The 19,504-nt window shown below is 64.2% G+C and carries 14 protein-coding genes and 1 riboswitch; of the genes, 9 read left to right on the top strand and 5 right to left on the bottom strand.

All coding sequences use genetic code 11. From position 1 onward, the window contains the following. Positions 1-242 precede the first annotated feature (242 nt). Together C8D04_RS19125 and C8D04_RS11455 are read left to right on the top strand one after the other, a co-directional pair. Positions 243-2,255, top strand: coding sequence for a methyl-accepting chemotaxis protein (locus C8D04_RS19125; protein WP_116004965.1), 2,013 nt, complete (start codon positions 243-245; stop codon positions 2,253-2,255). A 10-nt stretch (positions 2,256-2,265) separates the two neighbouring features. Beyond that, positions 2,266-6,723 (top strand): EAL domain-containing protein, encoded by a 4,458-nt coding sequence (locus tag C8D04_RS11455; protein WP_158550306.1) that lies wholly within the window; start codon positions 2,266-2,268, stop codon positions 6,721-6,723. 212 nt (positions 6,724-6,935) lie between these two features. Here C8D04_RS11455 and C8D04_RS11450 read toward each other — a convergent pair whose 3' ends face one another. From C8D04_RS11450 to C8D04_RS11440, 3 genes are all read right to left on the bottom strand, one after another. Then, on the bottom strand, positions 6,936-8,240 hold the full coding sequence (locus C8D04_RS11450) for a D-amino acid dehydrogenase (protein WP_116004963.1): 1,305 nt from the start codon (positions 8,238-8,240) through the stop codon (positions 6,936-6,938). 89 nt (positions 8,241-8,329) lie between these two features. Continuing rightward, a riboswitch (glycine riboswitch) is annotated at positions 8,330-8,437 on the bottom strand. 188 nt (positions 8,438-8,625) lie between these two features. Beyond that, positions 8,626-9,114 (bottom strand): YXWGXW repeat-containing protein, encoded by a 489-nt coding sequence (locus C8D04_RS11445; RefSeq protein ID WP_116004962.1) that lies wholly within the window; start codon positions 9,112-9,114, stop codon positions 8,626-8,628. 296 nt (positions 9,115-9,410) lie between these two features. Next, the gene (locus C8D04_RS11440; RefSeq protein ID WP_116004961.1) at positions 9,411-10,142 is read right to left on the bottom strand and encodes a helix-turn-helix transcriptional regulator; all 732 of its coding nucleotides are present in this window, start codon (positions 10,140-10,142) and stop codon (positions 9,411-9,413) included. 419 nt (positions 10,143-10,561) lie between these two features. Between C8D04_RS11440 and C8D04_RS11435 the strand changes: the two genes are divergently transcribed. After that, entirely contained in the window at positions 10,562-12,496 is a 1,935-nt protein-coding gene (locus tag C8D04_RS11435; protein ID WP_116004960.1) for an MFS transporter, read from the top strand. A gap of 12 nt (positions 12,497-12,508) precedes the next feature. Here C8D04_RS11435 and C8D04_RS11430 read toward each other — a convergent pair whose 3' ends face one another. Then, positions 12,509-12,973, bottom strand: a complete 465-nt coding sequence (locus C8D04_RS11430; RefSeq protein WP_116004959.1) for an Lrp/AsnC family transcriptional regulator — start codon at positions 12,971-12,973, stop codon at positions 12,509-12,511. A 92-nt stretch (positions 12,974-13,065) separates the two neighbouring features. Between C8D04_RS11430 and C8D04_RS11425 the strand changes: the two genes are divergently transcribed. Next, positions 13,066-13,689, top strand: coding sequence for a LysE family transporter (locus tag C8D04_RS11425; RefSeq protein ID WP_116006152.1), 624 nt, complete (start codon positions 13,066-13,068; stop codon positions 13,687-13,689). Positions 13,690-13,692: 3 nt separating this feature from the next. On the opposite strand, the gene C8D04_RS11420 is transcribed toward C8D04_RS11425, so the two are convergent. Next, positions 13,693-14,871, bottom strand: a complete 1,179-nt coding sequence (locus C8D04_RS11420; protein WP_116004958.1) for a saccharopine dehydrogenase NADP-binding domain-containing protein — start codon at positions 14,869-14,871, stop codon at positions 13,693-13,695. 265 nt (positions 14,872-15,136) lie between these two features. Between C8D04_RS11420 and C8D04_RS11415 the strand changes: the two genes are divergently transcribed. The 5 genes from C8D04_RS11415 (at position 15,137) to C8D04_RS11395 (ending at position 19,491) form a co-directional block, all read left to right on the top strand. Next, entirely contained in the window at positions 15,137-15,610 is a 474-nt protein-coding gene (locus tag C8D04_RS11415) for a YiaA/YiaB family inner membrane protein (protein WP_116006151.1), read from the top strand. Positions 15,611-15,713: 103 nt separating this feature from the next. Next, on the top strand, positions 15,714-16,103 hold the full coding sequence (locus tag C8D04_RS11410; RefSeq protein ID WP_233521252.1) for a hypothetical protein: 390 nt from the start codon (positions 15,714-15,716) through the stop codon (positions 16,101-16,103). An 11-nt stretch (positions 16,104-16,114) separates the two neighbouring features. Continuing rightward, positions 16,115-16,948, top strand: a complete 834-nt coding sequence (locus tag C8D04_RS11405; RefSeq protein ID WP_116004956.1) for a DUF2145 domain-containing protein — start codon at positions 16,115-16,117, stop codon at positions 16,946-16,948. Positions 16,949-17,022: 74 nt separating this feature from the next. Continuing rightward, positions 17,023-18,084, top strand: coding sequence for a zinc ribbon domain-containing protein (locus tag C8D04_RS11400; RefSeq protein WP_116004955.1), 1,062 nt, complete (start codon positions 17,023-17,025; stop codon positions 18,082-18,084). A gap of 309 nt (positions 18,085-18,393) precedes the next feature. After that, a complete protein-coding gene (locus C8D04_RS11395) occupies positions 18,394-19,491 on the top strand; it encodes an ABC transporter substrate-binding protein (protein ID WP_116006150.1) in 1,098 nt (365 codons plus the stop codon). Positions 19,492-19,504 lie beyond the last annotated feature (13 nt).

The following is a 19,504-nucleotide window of genomic DNA, read 5'->3' as shown; positions in this document are numbered from 1 at the left end:
AGCGATGCACATCGTGCAGCGCATTGCCGGATGCCGTCGGATGAAAGGGCAGGCAGACGCCTGGGCGCATATGCAACTGGTTTATAGTAACAAGTTGTGTGGCGCCAAGGATGGGCTCTGGACTGCTGCGCTTTTCGCGCGGTGGACAGTAATCCAGCCGCCATCTGGGTTACGCGCCCTGATGGGCTGTGGTGCAGCGCCTACCGGCACTGCCCGCTACCGCCTTTCCACCGGTACTTACCATGTCCTTATTGCATCGATTGAGCCTGGCCCAGAAATTCATGATCCTGGGCCTGTTGGCCTTGGTGATGGTGATCTTCCCTGCCGCGCTGTACTTGCGGCTGGCTTTTCAGGGTGCCGCCCTGGCCGAGCGTCAGGTGCAGGGCGCGCAGGTGCTGGTGGAGATCAATGGTGTGATCCAGTCCAGCCAGAAGCACCGCGGAATGTCCGCTGGCATGCTGGGAGGCAACGCGCAGCTGGAGCAGCAGCGTCCGGCAGTAGCCAGCGTGCTGGCTCAGGGCTACGACAAGGTGGATAAGGCTCTGGCATCGAACCGTGCAGCGCAGCCAACCGTTGCGCAATGGGCAGAGCGCCGCAAGGAGTGGACTGCCTTGGAGCAAAAGGTCGCCGCCAAGCAAATGCCGGCCCCTGAAAGCACCCGATTGCACACCGCATTGATCGACCAGTTGTTTTTGGTGGGCGAAGGTGTTCTCGATGGATCAGGCCTGTCGTTGGATTCCCACTTCGATACCCACATGCTGACACAGGTGGCGTTGGTCAAGGCCATGGTGCTGACAGAGCATATGGGGTTGATGCGTGCGCGGGGTGCCATGTATCTGGCGCAAGGCACGCTGCCGCCCGAAGGCCAGGCCACGCTGCAAGCCGGTTTGCGGCAGATTGACCAGGTGCAGGCGGACCTGCAGCGCCACTTGGCCAAGGCTGGCGGCGACAACGCCGTATTCCGTAAGGCTCTGGAGGGTCCTGCCCGTGCGCTGAACGAGCAGATCGGAGCGACGCTCAAAATGACCCGGGAGGGCCTGGTTGACGCGCAAACCATCACGCTGACACCCACAGCCTATTTCGACGACTTCACCCGCACCATCGACGCCATCTACAGCTTTAACGATGGCGCGGTTCGTCTGCTCAATCTGACCCTGCAGGATCGCAAAAACCAGGCACAGCAGCTGGCTTACGGCATGGTGGCGCTGCTGGGGCTGGGTGTGTTGGGGGCTGCGGCGCTGGCGCTGGCGTTTGTGCGCAGCATTACGCGCCCGGTCCAGGATGCGGTACGGCTGGCGCAGGCGGTTGCGGCGGGCGACTTGACGACCGCGGTCGAGGTGCAGGGCACGAACGAGATTGCGAGCCTGATGAATGCCCTGGTCGAAATGCAGGTGCAGCTCTCCGGCGTGGTGGGGCAGGTGCGAGAGGGTGCCCAGGCAGTGGCGAGCGCCAGCGTACAGATTGCACAAGGAAACCACGACCTGGCGTCGCGCACCGAGAGCCAGGCCAGTTCGCTGGAAGAGACAGCGGCTTCCATGGAGCAACTCAACTCCACTGTGCAGCAAAACGCGGACAACTCCCGCCAGGCCAACCAATTGGCTGCCAGCGCCAGCCAGGTCGCGGTCAAGGGCGGCGAAGTGGTGTCGCAGGTGGTCGCCACCATGCAGGGCATCAATGAGAGCTCGCGCAGGATTGCGGACATCATCGGTGTGATCGACAGCATTGCCTTTCAAACCAATATTCTTGCGCTGAATGCAGCGGTTGAAGCGGCCCGTGCGGGTGAGCAGGGTCGGGGTTTTGCCGTGGTCGCCACTGAGGTGCGCAGCCTGGCCAGCCGCTCAGCCGAGGCCGCCAAGGAAATCAAGCACCTCATCAGCGCCAGCGTGGACCGCGTCGAACAGGGTACGGCCCAGGCGGACCAGGCCGGTGCCACCATGTCCGAGGTGGTCAGCGCGATTCGGCGCGTGACCGACCTCATGGGCGAAATCAGTGCGGCCAGTACGGAGCAGAGCCTGGGCGTGTCCCAGGTGGGCGAGGCCGTTACGCACATGGACCAGGTCACGCAGCAGAATGCGGCCCTGGTCGAGGAGATGGCCGCCGCAGCGGACAGCCTGAAGTCGCAGGCGCAGCAACTGGTGGCTGGGGTCGATGTCTTCAAGCTGGGGCATGCACCGGTCGCTGCGCAGCGACCGCATTCCTCGTTTGCGCCGCGCCTGGCCGGTCCGAATCATTCTGAGGAACGGAGAAGGTTTTGAGATCCAAGGTATGTCCACCCTGACCGGGCGAGCCACAGCCAGACAGTTTTTAGCGCTGATCTGTGCGCTGGCCATGCTGTTGCCGTTGACCGGGTGGATGGTCGTGCGCATACAGGCGCCCAAGGCAGAGGCGGAGGCGTTGGCCAATATGGCCGCCATTGCGCGCCTCAAGTCCGACCAGATCGAAAACTGGCTGGGCGAGCGGCAGAAGAATGCCCAGATGCTTTCGGATGACGCGGTCTTTGCCCAGCAAGTCGTCGCGCTCCAGGTGGATCCGGCGCGCAGCACCGCACAACAGGCGGCCGTCATGCAGCGTTTTGCATTGCTGCGAACCGCCTTTGACTACGACGCCATTGATCTGCTCGATCTCGACGGCCATGTACTGGCCAGCATGGCGGCGCAAGACGGCACGCCAGAATCCCAGGGCCGCTTTGTTCCCCAACTGGTGCAGGCCGAGCAGGCCGTGCGTCTGGACCTGAACGTCGATGCCCAAGGACATGCGCAGTTGCGCTGGTTGCTGCCGATTTATGACATCAGCAGTGCACAGCGGCGCATGGTGGCGGTGGTGCAAATGGGTATTTCGCCGGAGAGGTTCCTGTTTCCGGTCATCCAGGCCTGGCCGACCTTGAGTCCCAGCGGCGAAACTTTGCTGGTGCGCAGGGAGGGTGACGCAGCGGTGTTCATGAACGAACTGCGCCACCGCAGCGGCACCGCCATGCGCTTGCGCTTGCCTATGGCCAACGATACCTTGCCCGCAGCGGCGGCGTTGCGTGCCAGCGAGCCTGGACAGATGGCCGGCCGGGACCACCGCAATGTCGAAGTGCTCTCTGCCTTCCGGCCTGTGGCCAACACGGACTGGCACGTGGTGGCCAAAATCGACCGGGCCGAGGTGCTGCAGCCCGTGCATGTGCTGGCTTGGTGGGTCAGCGCGGTGACCACGCTCGCAGTCATCGCACTGGCATTGGTGCTGGCGCTATTTTGGCGGCAGCTGCGGCGTGCACAGCGGTTGGAGATGCTGGTTCAGAAGACCCGTTCAGACCAGTTGATGGGGCAGTTTTTTTCTCTGCCATTTATCGGCATTGCGACAGGCGATCTGTCCCATGCCCGCTGGGGGCGCTTTAACCGGCATTTTTGTAGCATCGTGGGCTTTGCGCCCGAACAGGTTGAGCGACTGGCCTGGGCCGATCTGGTCAGCCCGGACGACCTGGTACAAGACCTGGAGGGGGTGGATCGTCTGGTGCGCGGCGACATCAAGGCCTATGCCGTGGACCGGCGCATTCGCCGGGGTGATGGTGCGCAGGCGTTTGTCAGCGTGCAGTTGCGCGTGCTGGAGCAGGACGATGGGCACAAGCAATGCATCGTGGCGCTCCAGGACATCACCCGCAGGCATGAAGACGAACTTCGGATCAAACAGCAATCACGGCTCTATGCGGCCCTGAGTGCTTGCAACCAGGCGATCGTGCAATGCTCTACGGCGCAAGCGCTTTTCGCGCGTATTTGCGAGGCCGCTGTTCCGCTGGGAGGGATGCATCTGGCCTGGATTGGCATGCGCGAACCAGGCTCGCCGGCGCTGCAATTGGTGGCTGCGCATGGAGCGGGCGCGCCGGACATGGGTGCTGATCTGGTTGTCGGCGCCGACATGCCGGGTCTGGGGTGTGCGTGGACGGCACTGCGCGAGGGCCGTGAGGTCTGGATTAACGACAGACCAAACACCCGACCTGCCGTGGCTTTCCCCTTGCACCGGTCGGGTGAAGTGGTCGGAGTGTTTGTGCTGATCGCCGGGTCGGCCGACAGCTTTTCACCGGATGCACGCACCTTGCTTTCGCAAATGGCGTCCGATGTGGATTTCGCGCTGGACTATTTCGCCAATGAAGCGCAGCGCCAGCGGGCCGAGGAACTGCTGCGCCATTCCCAGGCGCAACTGGAGTTGGTGCTCAAAGGATCGACCGACGCCCCGTGGGAATGCCAGTTGCCAAGCCTGCAGACCGAGTTTTCTCCCCAAGGTTGGCACATGCTCGGCTATGGGGTGGACGACATGCCCCAGGGCCCCCTGCGCATCAAGGCGCTCGTCCATCCGCAGGACCTGGCGCGGATGGCTTCCTTGCAGGGGCGTTTGCTGGCATCGGAGGATAACGTGGTGGTCGAAGAGGTGCGGCTGCGCCACCGGTCCGGCCGCTATGTGCCGGTGCTGGCACGCGGGTTTGTCTCACGCGACCCGGCCGGGCGGCCCGTCCGGGTGACCGGAACCGCCATGAACCTCACCGCGCAGCACCAGACCCGGCAACTGGAAGCGCTGCGTGCTTTTGCACTGGAGCTGATTGCCAGCGAGCCCGATATCGACCAGATCCTGAGCCGTCTGGTGGGCCACTTGGAGGAGCTTTTGCCCTCTGTGCGTGGCTTGGTGTGGCTCCTGGATGAGCGTTCAGGCCAGCTGGAGCCGCAGGCGGCGCATGGCCTTGAGGGGGTGTTGGCGAAGGCGCGAGCCGTTTTTCCGGGGCATGCGCAGAACGATGTTGCTGGTGTCGTGGAGTTCAGTGGGGCGCAAGGCATTGCCCCGCTGCTGGACAATACCCCCCTGCGTTCACTGGTCCTGTCCATGGCCCACCAGGAGCGCTGGATGGATTGCACCTCGGTGCCCATCCTGACGGATTCGCGCACGGTCGTTGGCGTGCTGGACACTTTCAGCCGCCGCAAAAACGCGCTGGACCACCACGACACCACGCTGGTGGAGCGGGTGAGCCACTTCATGGGGAGCGCCATCCAGCGCAAGTCGTTCGAATCACAAGGGCGCCTGGCGTCCGAGGTGTTCCAGAACAGCCACGACGGCATCATGGTGACCGATGCACACCAGAAGATCCTGCTGGTTAACCCGGCCTTCACGACCATTACCGGGTTCACTTTTGACGATGTGCGGGGCCGCAACCCCCGGCTTCTGGCGTCGGGGCGCCACGACGCCGCGTTCTATGCAGCCCTTTGGCGCGCCGTACAGACCGAGGGACTGTGGCAGGGGGAGATCTGGAACAAGCGCAAGAACGGCGAGGTGTATCCGCAGTGGCTGACCATGAGCCGCATCGGCAACGCCGAGGGCGATGCCAGCCATTTCATCGCCATTTTTTCGGATGTGAGCCAGCGCAAGGCAGACGAGCAGCGTATCCGCTGGATGGCGCACTTTGACTTGCTGACGGGTCTGCCCAACCGCGCCATGCTGCGGGATCGTTTTGCCCATGACCTGTGCCTGGCCCAGCGCAGCGATGAGCCGATGGCGCTGATGTTCCTGGATCTCGATCATTTCAAGAACATCAACGATTCGCTCGGGCATGGCATTGGCGACGAATTGCTGATCGCGGTATCGCGGCGGATGCGCCAGCAGGTGCGCGAGCAGGACACCGTCGCGCGCATGGGTGGCGACGAGTTCGTGTTGGTGCTGCCGGGTACGGATGCCGATGGCGCCGCACACCTGGCGCGCAAGCTGATTGAATCGATTGCGGAGCCCCTGCAGGTGCGTGAGCATGAATTGATGGTGACCCCATCGATTGGCATTGCCATGTTTCCGGAGGATGGCCATGACCTGGACACGCTGGCGCAATACGCCGATGCGGCGATGTACCGCGCCAAGCTCGACGGGCGCAACGCCTACCGTTTCTATTCCTCCGACATGCATACGCAGGCTGCGCGCACCTTGCTGCTGGAAGGCGCACTGCGCCGCGCGCTGGAGCGTGAGCAACTGGCGCTGCATTATCAGCCGCAATGTTGCCTTCAGGATGGGCGCGTCGTGGGCGTAGAAGCCTTGCTGCGCTGGCAGCACCCGGAATTGGGCATGGTCTCGCCAGCAGAGTTCATTCCCATTGCCGAAAAAAGCGGGCTCATCTTGCCGATTGGTGAGTGGGTGCTGCGCACCGCCGTGCAGCAACTGGCCCGTTGGCAGGCCAGCGGGCTGCAGCAGATCACGATGGCAGTGAACGTGTCGGCGGTGCAGTTCCGCCACCCCAACCTGCCGGGCCTGGTGAGCCGCATCCTGGCCGAGGAGGGCGTGCTGCCCGATTGCCTGGAGCTGGAGTTGACCGAGGGCGTGGCCAGCAACGACCCCGAACGGGCCATTGCCATCATGGCGGACCTGCGGGCTCGGGGTGTGCGCATGTCGATCGACGACTTTGGCACCGGTTATTCGTCACTCAGCTACCTCAAGCGCTTCCAGGTTTGTAAGCTCAAGATCGACAAGTCCTTTGTGCAGGACATTACGGTGAATGCGGAGGACCGTGCCATCGTCTACGCCATCATCGGCATGGCCAGCAGCCTGGGGCTGCGCACGATTGCCGAAGGGGTGGAAACGCAGGAGCAGCTCGATGCCCTGCGTGCGCGGGGCTGCGATGAAATCCAGGGCTATTTTTACAGCAGGCCCTTGCCTGCACAGGAGTGCGAGCAGTTCCTGCGCACGCACCGCCCTGCGGCGGTGCTTACGGTCGCCTGATTCCATTTCTAAACCATCCGTGTCGATGTTGCTTCGCCTTGCCGTGCTACAGCACTGTCTGCGGCTTCGCGCCCAGGAGGCTGTCGGACTTGGAAATCGTCGGCTGCAAATCCAGTAAAAACTGTCCTCGCTGGGACCGATTCTCGCTTTCGACGCTCCAAGTCCGACAGCCTTCTAGACACGAATGATTTGGAAGCAGAATGAGAACGCGCTCAGGTGGCTGGCTGCAGGCGGGGCTGGCGCTGGTCTTTCATGCCAGCAAAGGCAAAGTCGACTTCTGGCACCTGGCCGCTGACGATGTCGGCCAGTGCCTTGCCCGAGCCGCAGGAATGCGTCCAGCCCAGCGTGCCGTGCCCGGTGTTGAGGAACAGGTTGCCCAGCTTGGTGCGGCCGATCAACGGCACATTGCTCGGCGTGGCCGGGCGCAAGCCCGTCCAGAACTGCGCCTGGGTGGCATCGCCTGCCCCGGGAAAAAGCTGCTCCACACGCCGCACGATGGCCTCGCAGCGGGCTGCGTTCAGGTCGCGGCCGTAGCCATTGAGTTCGGCCGTGCCTGCAATGCGCAGGCGGTCGCCCTGCTCGCTGGTGTAGCGCGAGAAGACGAGTTTGAATTCATCGTCCGTCAGGCTGACCTGGTGGGCCATGGCAGCGTCTTTCACCGGCATGGTCACCGAATAGCCCTTGGCCGGGTAAATCGGCAACGACACGCCCAGCGGTTGCGCCAGCAATGGGCTGTACGAGCCCATGGCCAGCACAAAGGCGTCGCCGCGCACCCGCTCAAAACGGCCCTCGGCGTTGGTGACTTCCACGTGGTCGATTGCATCTCCCGCCGCACGCAGCGCGGTAATGTGCTCACCCAGGCGGAACTGCACTCCGGCTTGTGCACATAGTGCGGCCAGTTCGCGCACGAACAGGTTGGCGTCGCCCGATTCATCTTCGGCGGTAAAGGTGGCGCCCGCCAGCTGCGGGCGAATGTGGGCCAGGGCGGGTTCGATGCGCACGGCCTCGTCGGCGCTGATCACCTGGCGCTCGCAGCCTAGTTGGCGCATTTGCTCGGCCGGGCCGAGTGCGCCGTCAAATTCTTTCTGGTTGGTATAGAAATGCAGGATTCCCTGGGTGCGCTGGTCGTACTGGATGCCGGTGTCGCGGCGCAGCTGTTGCAGGGCTGCGCGGCTGTAAGTGCCCAGGCGCACGATCTGCTGGATGTTGTGGCGCGTGCGTGCTGGCGTGCATTCGCGCAAAAATTGCAGGCCCCACAGCCATTGGCGCATATCGGCGCGCACGCGAAACAGCAGGGGAGCGTCTTCCTGGCCCAGCCACTGCAGCACCTTGAGCGGCGCGCTCGGGTTGGCCCAGGGCTCGGCATGGCTGACCGAAATTTGCCCGCCGTTGGCGAAGCTGGTTTCGGCGCCGGGCGTGGCCTGGCGGTCGATGACGGTCACATCGTGGCCGCGTTGTTGGAGGTAATAAGCCGAAGTGACACCGAGCAAGCCGGCGCCGAGAACGATCACGCGCATTTTTGGAGCCTTTCAGGGTTCCAGCGCTTGATGGATAAGCGGTAGCTGCTATTAAATGAATAGCATGCAGCCGACGTGTCCGCCAAGCTGCCGCTCCCCCTGTCCTTGTGACCTGAGAGATTCACCCCCTGCCAGCATGGCGTGGGGTTTGCTCCTTCGGTGCGCCACGGTGGTGGCGGCTCTCCAGACGGCTGTGATGAAAGGTGCAGTACGGAACCTGAGCGTGTATGGGAGTTTGCGCCTTCGGTGCAGCGGACGGTGCCGCCAAGCTCTCCTGCAGTGCGCGATTCTAGGCGCGCCCGGGGCCCTGCGTGGGGTGCGCAGGGCCTTATGCCATACAACAGTTGCTTATGGAGAGGCCCAAGCGCCTCGCACGCGCAGGGTTTTATTGGCGGTACGGATTGTTGGGTTGGCGGTCGTGCCGGTTGGAAACGCCATCGCCGTCGCTGTCACGGCGGTGGGGTGGGGCGCCGCGGCTGTGTGGGGGCCGGTGCGGGGGGGCGTTGTAATGGGGCTGGCGACCGTCAGGTGTCCGGTCGTAGCGGTTGGGAATGCCGTCACCGTCACGGTCCCAGCGGCCGGGCTCCATATACCAACGCCCACCGCGCTCGCGCCACTGGGGGGCGTTGTAACGGTAACCAGGGCGGGCTTTGAGCCAGTAGCCGTCGATCCAGCGGTAGCGGTCGTGGCGCCATTCCCAGTGGCCCGGTACCCAGACCATGCCGCGCCGAGCCCGGGGCGCGGCCTCGTAGTGCACGGGGGGTGGGGCTGTCTGGATGACGATGGTGGCCGAGGTGGCCGCCTGCGCGGTGGGCGCCAGGGCGCACAGTGACAGCAGGGCGATGCTTGCGGCGGCGAGGGCGATGCGTGCCATGGGAATACTCCTTTGAAATGGTCCCGAAAGGAACCAATGAAAGGCATTGTGTGGTGCTCTTCGTCAAGCCCGTGTAGTCGTTTGGCGAAGGCGTGTGAGCAAATGTTTCGGCGGCCTGCACCAATGCGCCTGACCGTGATGGATGTCACGCAAGGCTCCTGGTAGAGGACGGATGGGTGTCTTTGCCCTGAGATGGCTGTATTTTGGGCGATTTTGGTGGCTAGCGCTTGCTGGTAAAGCGCAATCAGCTATCAAAAATAGAGCGTTTTGGGCTGCTCGTCGACGTTGACGCTGTCTCAACGCCGCATCTGGGCAAAGGCCTCGAACTCCCAACTGCGCAGCGCCAGCAAAAGCGTGTAGCCCTCACGTTCGTGCTCAGGCAATTTCTGGTCGGCCAGGTGTTGTTGGGCAAAGTCCTGGGCCACGCGCTGCATGCGTTCCATGAAGGCAGGAGCCAGGGAGCGGCTGATGTTGCCATGCACCAGCAGCACACCTTCGCCTGTGCCGTCAAACCCCCCTGCAAAGTAGTCCAGCAAAGCGTGCTCGCGGAAATAGTTCATCACTGGCCCGTGGGGGCGCCAGCGGAAGGTCTTGGCCAGCTTCAGGCGGTAGCGGTTCAGGGGGCGCAACTCGATGATGCCGATCCGGTCGAGCTGCACCAGGTAGCGGATGACCTCGGCCTCGGTCAGCCGGTAGGCGCTGGTCACCTGCTCCAGCGTCCACTGGCTCAGTACGCAGATGGCCATGAGCAGCAGTTTCTTGTCGGCCACCACGGCCTTCTCCTGGTCGTGCGTCAGCTCCTTGAGCAAGGGTTGCGCGTCGGCCACGCGCCGGGCGAGGTCGGCAAAGTCCAGCGCCAGGGCGCGGCAGATGGTGTCGATGCGCGAGAGCGGCATGTCGCCTTTGGCCAGCATGCGCTTGACGCTCGATTCGGCCATGCCCAACTGCCGCGCGAGGTCGGCATAGGTCATCTGGGCGGATTTGAGTTCCTTCTTCAGGGCGGTCACGAGGTCGGCGGTGGTGCTCATGGGTATCGATTATCAATACTCCAGGTGCCATCAGTAGCTGTTTAAGCAGCTTTTTGGCGGTGCAATGGGTTGTGCTGAACACACTGCGGGGCATCGACCACTGACGGATGCGACGACCATGACCTTTTCTGTATCCCCCTCAGGCCAGTGCGCGCAGCGCCCTCTGTGCCGCCCGGTCCTGTCACGCGCTGAAATGGGTCTGCTGCTCGGCATGGCTGCGCTGCTGGCGCTGGCATGCCTCGGGCCGGTGTTGTCTGCACTTGTGACATTGCGCAACAGGAGGGTTCCAGTCATGCTGCGCGCCCCTGTGTCCGGGCAGAATCGCGCCCACATCGTCGGCGGCCTACGCTGGCTGTGCGCTTGAGGTGCGGGCAATACCAAAAAAACACAACAAACCTGTCGAGAACGAGGAGAAACGCATGAAGATCGAAAACCCCTCCGCCAGTGCTGCGCAGGCGCACGAGGACCCCAACCAGTTCGCCCTGCTGCGCCAGCGCCGTTTTGCGCCGTTCTTCTGGACGCAGTTCTCTGGTGCGGCCAATGACAACCTGTTCAAGTTTGCCTTCACGGTGATGGTGACCTACCAGATCAGCGTGTCGTGGATGCAGCCGGCCATGGCCGGACTGGTGATTGGCGCACTGTTCATCCTGCCGTTTCTGCTGTTCTCGGCCACCAGCGGTCAGCTGGCCGACAAGTACGACAAGAAGCGGCTGATCCGCTTCGTCAAGCGGCTGGAGATCGGCATCATGGCGCTGGCCGCGTGGGGGTTTTTCTCGGCCAACGTACCCATCCTGCTGGGCTGCACCTTTCTGATGGGGCTGCACTCCACGCTGTTTGGCCCCGTCAAGTTCGCCTACATGCCCCAGGTGCTGACCGAGCGCGAGCTGACGGGCGGCAACGGCATGGTGGAGATGGGTACTTTTGTGGCCATTTTGCTGGGCAATGTGGCAGGCGGCCTCATCATCGCCGTGCCAGAGATCGGCGCGCACCATGTGGGCCTGGCCTGTGTCGGCATGGCCCTCGTGGGGCGTGTGGTGGCCGAGTTTATTCCCTCGCTGCCAGCGACAGACCCGCACCTGAAGATCAACTGGAACCCGGTCACGGAGACCTGGCGCAACCTCCAGCTGGCACGCGAAAACACCGTGGTGTTTCGCTCGCTGCTGGGCATCAGCTGGATGTGGTTTTTTGGCGCGGTGTTTCTATCGCAATTTCCCAGCCTGGCCAAAGAGGTGCTGCACGGCAATGAGCAGGTCGCTTCACTCCTGCTGGTGGTGTTTTCGATCGGCATCGGCATCGGCTCGCTGCTGTGCGAGGTGCTCTCGCGCCGCCATGTGGAGATTGGCCTGGTGCCGCTGGGGGCGATGGGCATGAGCACTTTTTCCATTGATCTGTATTTCGCTGCCCGGGGTCTGCCCCCGGCCGAGATCATGGGCCTGGCGGCCTTTATGGACCAGGGTGCGCACTGGCGCATCATGCTCGACCTGGCGCTGCTGAGCCTGTTCGCCGGCCTGTACAGCGTGCCCATGTACGCGCTCATCCAGATGCGCGCCCAGCCCACGCACCGCGCGCGCATCATTGCGGCCAACAACATCCTGAACGCGCTGTTCATGATCGCCAGTTCGCTCATCGTCGGGGCTTTGCTGGGCGCGGGCTTTACGGTGCCGCAAATTTTCCTGTTCACCGGCCTGGCCAATGCCGTGGTGGCGGCCTACATCTTCTTGCTGGTGCCCGAATACCTGCTGCGTTTCGTGGCCTGGGTGCTCTCGCGTCTGGTGTACCGGTTCAGGGTGCAGGGTGACGAAAACCTGCCGGTGCAAGGCGCGGCCATTCTGGCCTGCAACCATGTGAGTTTTGTCGATGCCGTGCTGCTCATGGCGGCCAGCCCCCGGCCCATCTACTTCGTGATGGACCACCGCATCTTCCGCGTGCCGGTGCTGGGTGCGCTTTTCCGGCTGGCCAAGGCCATTCCGATCGCGTCCTACAAGGAAGACCCGGCCACTTACGAAGCTGCGTTTGAGCGGGCCGCGCAGGTGTTGCGCGAAGGAGATTTGCTGGCGATCTTCCCCGAGGGTGGCATCACGCGCGACGGGCAGTTGCAGCCGTTCAAGGGCGGCATCGTCAAGATCCTGGACCGCGCGCGGGCCGACGGGCTGGATGTGCCCGTGATCCCCATGGCGCTGACCAATCTGTGGGGTTCGTACTTCAGCCGCGTCGAGCGCGGGAGCGCCATGGTGCGACCCTTCCGCCGCGGCATGTTCAGCCGCGTGGGTCTGAACGTGGGCGCGCCCATGGCTCCGGCCGAGGCGCAGCCCGAACTGCTACAGACCCGCGTGGCGCGGCTGCTGGAGGCGTGACAGGCCCTGGCGTCAGCGCGCGGGCCGCGCCAGCCCGCGCCGTTCGATGGGGGTGGAAAACACGATCGAGGTGCGCGTCTCGCCGTAGCCGTTGATGCCGGCGAGGAAGCGTTCCAGGTCTTGCAGCGTGGTGGCCACTACCTGCATCACATAAGAATCTTCACCCGCCACATGGTGGCACTCCAGCACCTCGGGCAGGCTCGCCAGCTTGTCCAGCAGCGCCCGCTTGCCCGGCTGGGGGACATGGATGCCGACGATGGCCCGCACCCCATAGCCCACGGCGGCAGGATCCACCTGGGCCTGGTAGCCACGGACCACGCCGGCCTCCTGCAGCCGCTTGATGCGTTCGGCCGTGGCGGGCAGGGACAGGCCCGCGGCATCGGCTAGGGCCTTCAGCGGAGCGCGGGCATCGGCCTGCAGCGCCTGCAGCAGCAGCCAGGCCTTGTCGTCGAGTGGGAGGGCTGAATCTTTTGCCATGGCGGTGCTTTTCCTGAAAAATTTAGGCAACAAAGTTTTTGGGCGGAATTTTTTGCCTGTTGTCTTGGCTGCATTCTTTCTACCATGGCGGCATGACCTCTTCTGCCATCCCGCTCTTCGCCGAAGCCCTGTGGGTGGGCTTCTCCATTGCCGCGCCGGTGGGGCCGATCGGCCTGCTGACCATCCAGCGCACGCTGGAACGTGGCGTGCGCGCCGGGCTGGCCACGGGCCTGGGCGCAGCCACGGCCGATGCGCTGTACGGGGCGCTGGGCGCGCTGGGGACGCGCTTGCTGATCGATGCGCTCGTGGGCGCACGCGTGCCCCTGGCGCTGCTGGGTGGTCTGGTGCTGCTGTGGATGGCCTGGCGCGTGGCGCGCCAGCCGCTGGCACGGCAGGTGGCGGTCACGCCCGCGTCCGGGGATTTGCTCGGCTATTTCGGGGGCACGCTGGTGCTGACGCTGTCGAACCCGGTCACCATCCTCTCGTTCATCGCCATCTTCGGTGCGATGGCGGGCGGCGCGAGGACGGTGGCCGTCCTGCCCATGGTGACAGGCGTGTGGCTGGGTTCGGCGCTGTGGTGGCTGTTGCTGGCAGCCCTGGTGGCGCGCTGGCGCTCACGCATCGATGATGCCTGGCGCCTGCGCATCCAGCGCGGCTCCGCCCTGCTGCTGGCCGGCTTCGCGCTGTGGCAGTGGTGGGGCCTGGTGCGGGCCTGAGCTTCAGAGCGTTTCGACGGCGAAGCGCAGCCCGGCATGGACCTGCAGCCGGTCGATCAGCGCCTGGCCCAATGCCGGGGCCGTGGTCCAGATGCCGCCGGGCGTGCTGCGGTTCTCCAGCAGGCATACGGCGGCCTCGGCGATCATCTTGGAGGTGGAGCCGTAGCCGGGGTCGCGGTCACCGGTCACGGACACGCTCAGGCGGTGGCCCTGGGCATCTTCTCCGAGGAACAGCACGTCGTAGTGCCCGGCCTCGCGCTCTTCGCGCGAAGGGCCTTCGCCCTGCTTGGGTCCGGCGTCCGAGCCGAGCGATTTGTCAGAGGCCACGGCGTTGGCAATGGCCTCGCCCTTGGCGCCGGGGCCGGTGACCAGCATCTCGTCATAGACGAAATCGGACCCGTAGGCATGGCCCAGCAGGAAGTTGGAACGGTGCACGTTGCGCGTATTGATGGCCGCCATGACGAACGGCGCCACCCACACGCCCTCGCCCAGCGCCTCGTCCACCATGGGCTTGCTGCCCGAGGGTTGGCGCGGGCCGGTGAAGCCCGGCGTGAGCGCGAAAGGGTCGCGCAGCAGATCGAGTACGCCGGGCTCGCTGGCGGCAGCGGCCAGCGTGGCCTTGAGGCTCGCCGCGGTACCGCCTGAGAAAGTGCCTTTCATTTTGCGCACCCGGCCGCGCACGCGGCTGGCGGGGTGGCCAAAGCGCGCCTTCATTTCGTTTTGCAGCAGGAAAACACCCAGGTCGAACGGGATCGAGTCGAAGCCGCACGAGAACACGATGCGCGCGCCGCTGGCTTTGGCCGTGGCCTCGTGCGCGTCGATCATGTGGCGCATCCAGGCGGGCTCGCCGCACAGGTCCACGTAGTCCACGCCGGAAGCCGCGCAGGCGGCCACGAGTTCGTTGCCGTAGAGCTGGTAAGGGCCCACGGTGGTCAGCACCAGGCGGGTCTGGTCCATCAGGGTTTGCAGGCTGGCGGGGTTGCTGGTGTCGGTGACAACGAGTGGCGTGTCGGCGGGGGCACCGATTTCATCGCGCACGGCGGCCAGCTTCTCGGCGTTGCGCCCGCCCATGGCCCAGCGCAGGCCGCTGCCTGCGGGGTAGCGCTGCAGCAGGTATTCGACCACCAAACGGCCTGTGAAGCCGGTGGCGCCGTGGACGACGAGGTCAAAGGGTTTTGTCATGGTGTGTCTCTTTCTTGGGCGGTGATTCCAGGGTGTCTGGCGCGGCATGAGAGGGCATTGTCGAAGACCGGCCCAAGGCATGGGTGTCGCGCAGGCGCCGACCGGCAGTGGCCTGGGGTTTTTCGGCAATGGCGGACAAAAAGTATCAAAAAACGATACCCCAATGCTTTGTATGCGCTGCTTTGGCATGCCAAAGCAGACAGCAGGGTCGACGGGCAGCACCATGCGTTCCATGTTCAACCATGGCCCCCGGGCCTCTACCGCAATGTCTTCATCTTCCCGCATCGTCCCGCGTGACAGCCGTGCCTGGCAGCTCCAGGTGTGGGTCTCCTTCGGTATCGCCGTGTTTCTGTGCGTCGTCGGTTTGGCCTGGCTGCCCGGCGAGCCGCTGGAGCAGGTGTTCATGGTGATGGGCTATGTCTTCTGCCTGTCTACCGCGTTGGTGCTGGCCAAGTTTGTGCGTGACAACGAGGGCAGCCGCCAGGGTGCGAAAGATGTGCCGATGTGGAAGCTGGTGGTCTGGGGTGGCTTTGCCGTCGCCATGGGCCTGACGGGCTGGGGCCTGCTGGGCATGGACATCAACGTGACCTACAAGGCCTTCCTCGGCGTGGGCTGGCTCTACCTCATCACCACCGCCTTCACGCTGGCCAAGATGCTGCGTGACCGCCACGAGGCCGACCTGCTGGAAGCCCGCTGGCAAGGCCGCCGCGAAGCCAGCACGGCCCACGCCACTGAATGACCCCTACAACCCTTCATCCAACGAAACTTCCATGACGACAAACATTTACAAAAAGCGGGTCTGCCTGCTGGCCGCGGCGGGCCTGGCCTGTGTCCTGGTGGCAATGCCCGCACAGGCCCAGAGCGAGGCCTCGGCTGCGCTCTCTCTGTTGCCTGTGGCGTCGGTGGTGGGCACGGCCTCGGTCGGCGCGGCGGCATCCGGCGCGGTGCTGGCGCTGCCGGTCGCCCTGTCGGTAGCGGGTGCAGTGCTTACCGTGAAAACGGTCGAAGCCTCCGCAACTGGCACGGTGTACCTGCTCGAACGGGCTTCGGATGGTGCACAGGTCAGTGTCGAAGTCGTGGGGCGTGGTGTGGCCGCATCGGCCCATGGCGTGGGCACGGTGGTGGCTTGCAGCGTGATCGGCACGGGTGTCGTCCTGTCGGTCGCGGGCGAGGTGCTGGCCTTTATTCCCAATGCCCTGGGCCAGGCCCTGCTGCACAACGAACGTCTTTAAGGAGCCGCACCATGCTTTATCCGAACACGTGGCGGCGCACCGCCCTGGCGGTTTTCTTTGTCGCAGCCGCCGTGGTGCTGGCTGCTGCACCGGCCCATGCCGGCCGCTCGTGTGAGGCGCACAAACCCACGCCGCAGCTCATTGAGCGCGGCATGCAGCTGGCGCAGCAGACCGCCGCCGCGCTGGATGCCGAACATGCCCGCAGCGGTGCCCAGGTGGTGGTGCTGGGCCGTGCGGGGCAAGACCTGGGTAAATATGGTCTGCGCTACTCGCACCTGGGCTGGGCCTACCGCACCGCTGAAGGCCCTTGGCGCGTGGTGCACAAGCTCAACGAGTGCGGCACCGCCGTGGGGCATTTGTACCGCCAGGGGCTGGGCGAATTCTTCCTGGACGACCTTTGGCGTTACGAGGCCGTATGGGCCGTACCCACCCCCGAGGTGCAGCAACGCCTGCTGCCTGTGCTGCAAGACCGGCTGCGCGCCCGCGCCCTGCAGCATTCGCCTTACAGCATGGTGAGCTATGTGTGGGGGCGCACATACCAGCAATCGAACCAGTGGGCGCTGGAAACCCTGGCCGTCGCCATGGAACCCGCCAGCGTGCGCACGCGCAACCAGGCGCAGGCCTGGCTGCAGTTCAAAGGCTATGAGCCCAGCGTGCTCAAGATTGGTGCCCTCACGCGGCTGGGCGGCCGCGTGGGCTCGGCCAACATCGCCTTTGACGACCATCCGAGTGACAAGCGCTTTGCCGACCGCATTGAAACGGTCACTGTGGATTCGGTGCTGGCCTGGCTGCAGCGTGCGCAGTTGGCATCGGCACCTGTCGTGCTGCGTCTGGAATCTCGATAAAAATAGCCTCTAGCGCCTAACAGCAAAGCGCCTTAAGCTATCAATTCAATAGTTGATAATTTCCAGAGAACAACATGAGCAAATCCTTGCGACTGTCCGAAAAATGGTTTCGCCGCGGCCTGTGGCTGGTAGCGCTGGTGTTTGCCAGCTTTCTCATTGGCCTGGGCGGCACCGTCGTGGGTGATCTGCCCAAGGTCGAAACACCGCTGGCGCTGGACGACTTTCTGGACCGGCCTGCGGCCCAGGCATTGCGCACGCAGGTGAAAGAGGCGCGCCAGGCCGAGCAGGACGCCCAGACCGCGCTGGAGCAGGCGCAATTGCAGCGCAACAAGGCGCGCAGCGAAAGCTCTGCCGAGCGGGAAACGTTCAACAACTGGCTGGCGGCCCGCAGCGTAACGCAACGGGCCGAGCACGACCCCGAGGTGCTGGCGCGCACCAGGGCCCTCGATGCACTCAAACAGGCCGAGCGCAGCACCCAGAAGGCGGTGGAGCAGCAGCAGCAGGCGGCACTGGATGCGCGCCAGGCCGCAGCAGCGGCGCAGCAGCGCCTGGGCCAGATGGAATCTGGGGCCTACGACAAACTGCACGCCGAGCGCCGCAAGGTTGAGCTGCGCGTGTTTCTGTACCGCCTGGCGCTCACGCTGCCGCTGCTGGCCATTGCCGCCTGGCTGTTCGTCAAAAAGCGCAAGGGCACCTATTGGCCTTTTGTGTGGGGCTTCATCTTCTTCGCGCTGTTTGCGTTCTTCGTCGAACTGGTGCCCTACCTGCCCAGCTATGGCGGCTATGTGCGCTACGTGGTGGGTATTGGTATCACGGCGCTGGTCGGGCGCTACGCCATCCTTGCGCTCAACCGCTACCTGGAGCGGCAGAAACTGGCCGAAGCCCTGCCCGATCAGGAACGCCGCAAGGAACTGAGCTACGACGTGGCGCTGGCGCGCCTGGCCAAAAATGTGTGCCCCGGCTGCGAGCGGCCGGTGGACCTGAAAGACGGCAAGACCGACTTTTGCCCGCATTGCGGCATTGGCCTGTTTGACCACTGCGGCCAGTGCAGCACGCGCAAGAGCGCCTTTGCCAAGTTCTGCCATGCGTGTGGAACGGTGGCCAGCGGCAGACCCGGCGCGAGCGAGGCGCATTGACGTCGGATGGGCTCTGCATGCGCCCGTTGCCAGCTCCTACGTAGAACTACGTCAACACAAGCCCCTGTAAGTAAACGTACGACTGGCGTAACGCCGGTGCGGGCTCTAGGCTCACGCTCCTTACGACAAGGAGACCCCATGAGCCGACAGACTACGCCCGGTGCACTGCATCCGACGAATCCGCCCGCTGTGCGACCCCCGAATCCAGTCCACGCATCAGCCGAGTGGCAAGGTGCGGCACAAAGTGCGGCTGATCCCGGGCTTGTGGGACGGGCGGCCCAGCGCATCGGCCTGTGGGGCGCTGCCAGCATGCTGGCCCTCGTTCTGCCGTGGTCGGCCGCCCGGGCCGATGTCGTCATTGGTCAGGTGGCCCCCCTGTCGGGCGTGCTGGCCAGTACGGGTAAGCAAATGGTGCTGGGCGGCAGCATCTATTTCCGGCATATCAACGCCCAGGGTGGCGTGCATGGCCAGAAGATCGCGGTGAAAGTGCTGGACGACGGCTACAAGGTGGACGACACCGTGCGTTTGACAAGCGAGCTGTTGGCCGACCCCGAAGTGGTCGCGCTGTTTGGCTTTGCGGGCACTTCAAACATTGGCAAGCTGCTGAGCGATGGCGTGCTGGAAAAGGGCGGCGCCGCGCTGGTGGCGCCCTATACCGGCGGTGAGCCGCTGCGCAACCCCTTCAACCCCTGGATATTCCATGTGCGCGCCGGTTATGCCGACGAGACCGAGCACATGGTGCAGCAGGTGACCACGTTGGGCATGAAGCGCATTGCGGTCATGTACCAGGACGATGGTTTTGGCAAAGCGGGCCTGGAAGGTGTGCAGAAGGCGCTGGCCCGGCGCCAGCTGGAGCTGTCGGCCGCCGCGCCCTACGACCGGAATACCGATAACGTGGATGCGGCCGTGCAGCAGATCATGAAGTCCGATGCGCAGGCGATCATCATGATTGCGGTGAACAAACCCACGTCGGCCTTCGTCAAGCGTTACCGCGAGATGGGCGGCGGCGCCCAGCTGTACAACATCTCCGTGGTGGACGCGGCCGAGATCGTCAAGCTGGCCGAGTTGAAGAACGCGCATGGCCTGGGCATCAGCCAGGTGGTGCCTTTCCCGTACCAGCCCAACTTGCCCGTGGTGCGTGAGTACCAGACCCTGCTGAAAAAATATGCGCCCGATGAACACATCAACTACACCAGTTTCGAAGAATTCCTTGGTGCCAAGGTGCTCGTCGAGGGGCTGCGCCGTGCGGGACCCGCGCCGACGCGGGCCAAGGTCATCAAAGCACTGGAGAGCCTGGGCCACTACGACCTGGGCGGGGTCTCGGTGAATTATTCGCCCGACAACCGCGTGGGTTCGCGTTATGTGGAGGTGACGGTGATCGGACGCAGCGGGCGTTTGATGAAGTAAACGCAGCCCCTGC

The organism is Simplicispira sp. 125 (assembly GCF_003096555.1).
GTDB lineage: Bacteria > Pseudomonadota > Gammaproteobacteria > Burkholderiales > Burkholderiaceae_C > Simplicispira.
This window is presented reverse-complemented; position numbering and strand designations above follow the sequence as displayed.

Excerpts from the sequence above, each read along its gene's own strand:
- C8D04_RS11445 (WP_116004962.1), bottom strand. The coding sequence starts at position 9,114 with ATGGCACGCATCGCCCTCGCCGCCGCAAGCATCGCCCTGCTGTCACTG.
- C8D04_RS11435 (WP_116004960.1), top strand. The coding sequence starts at position 10,562 with ATGAAGATCGAAAACCCCTCCGCCAGTGCTGCGCAGGCGCACGAGGAC.
- C8D04_RS11400 (WP_116004955.1), top strand. The coding sequence starts at position 17,023 with ATGAGCAAATCCTTGCGACTGTCCGAAAAATGGTTTCGCCGCGGCCTG.
- C8D04_RS11395 (WP_116006150.1), top strand. The coding sequence starts at position 18,394 with ATGCTGGCCCTCGTTCTGCCGTGGTCGGCCGCCCGGGCCGATGTCGTC.
- C8D04_RS11440 (WP_116004961.1), bottom strand. The coding sequence starts at position 10,142 with ATGAGCACCACCGCCGACCTCGTGACCGCCCTGAAGAAGGAACTCAAA.
- C8D04_RS11405 (WP_116004956.1), top strand. The coding sequence starts at position 16,115 with ATGCTTTATCCGAACACGTGGCGGCGCACCGCCCTGGCGGTTTTCTTT.
- C8D04_RS11425 (WP_116006152.1), top strand. The coding sequence starts at position 13,066 with ATGACCTCTTCTGCCATCCCGCTCTTCGCCGAAGCCCTGTGGGTGGGC.
- C8D04_RS19125 (WP_116004965.1), top strand. The coding sequence starts at position 243 with ATGTCCTTATTGCATCGATTGAGCCTGGCCCAGAAATTCATGATCCTG.
- C8D04_RS11455 (WP_158550306.1), top strand. The coding sequence starts at position 2,266 with ATGTCCACCCTGACCGGGCGAGCCACAGCCAGACAGTTTTTAGCGCTG.
- C8D04_RS11420 (WP_116004958.1), bottom strand. The coding sequence starts at position 14,871 with ATGACAAAACCCTTTGACCTCGTCGTCCACGGCGCCACCGGCTTCACA.
- C8D04_RS11430 (WP_116004959.1), bottom strand. The coding sequence starts at position 12,973 with ATGGCAAAAGATTCAGCCCTCCCACTCGACGACAAGGCCTGGCTGCTG.
- C8D04_RS11450 (WP_116004963.1), bottom strand. The coding sequence starts at position 8,240 with ATGCGCGTGATCGTTCTCGGCGCCGGCTTGCTCGGTGTCACTTCGGCT.
- C8D04_RS11410 (WP_233521252.1), top strand. The coding sequence starts at position 15,714 with ATGCCCGCACAGGCCCAGAGCGAGGCCTCGGCTGCGCTCTCTCTGTTG.
- C8D04_RS11415 (WP_116006151.1), top strand. The coding sequence starts at position 15,137 with ATGTCTTCATCTTCCCGCATCGTCCCGCGTGACAGCCGTGCCTGGCAG.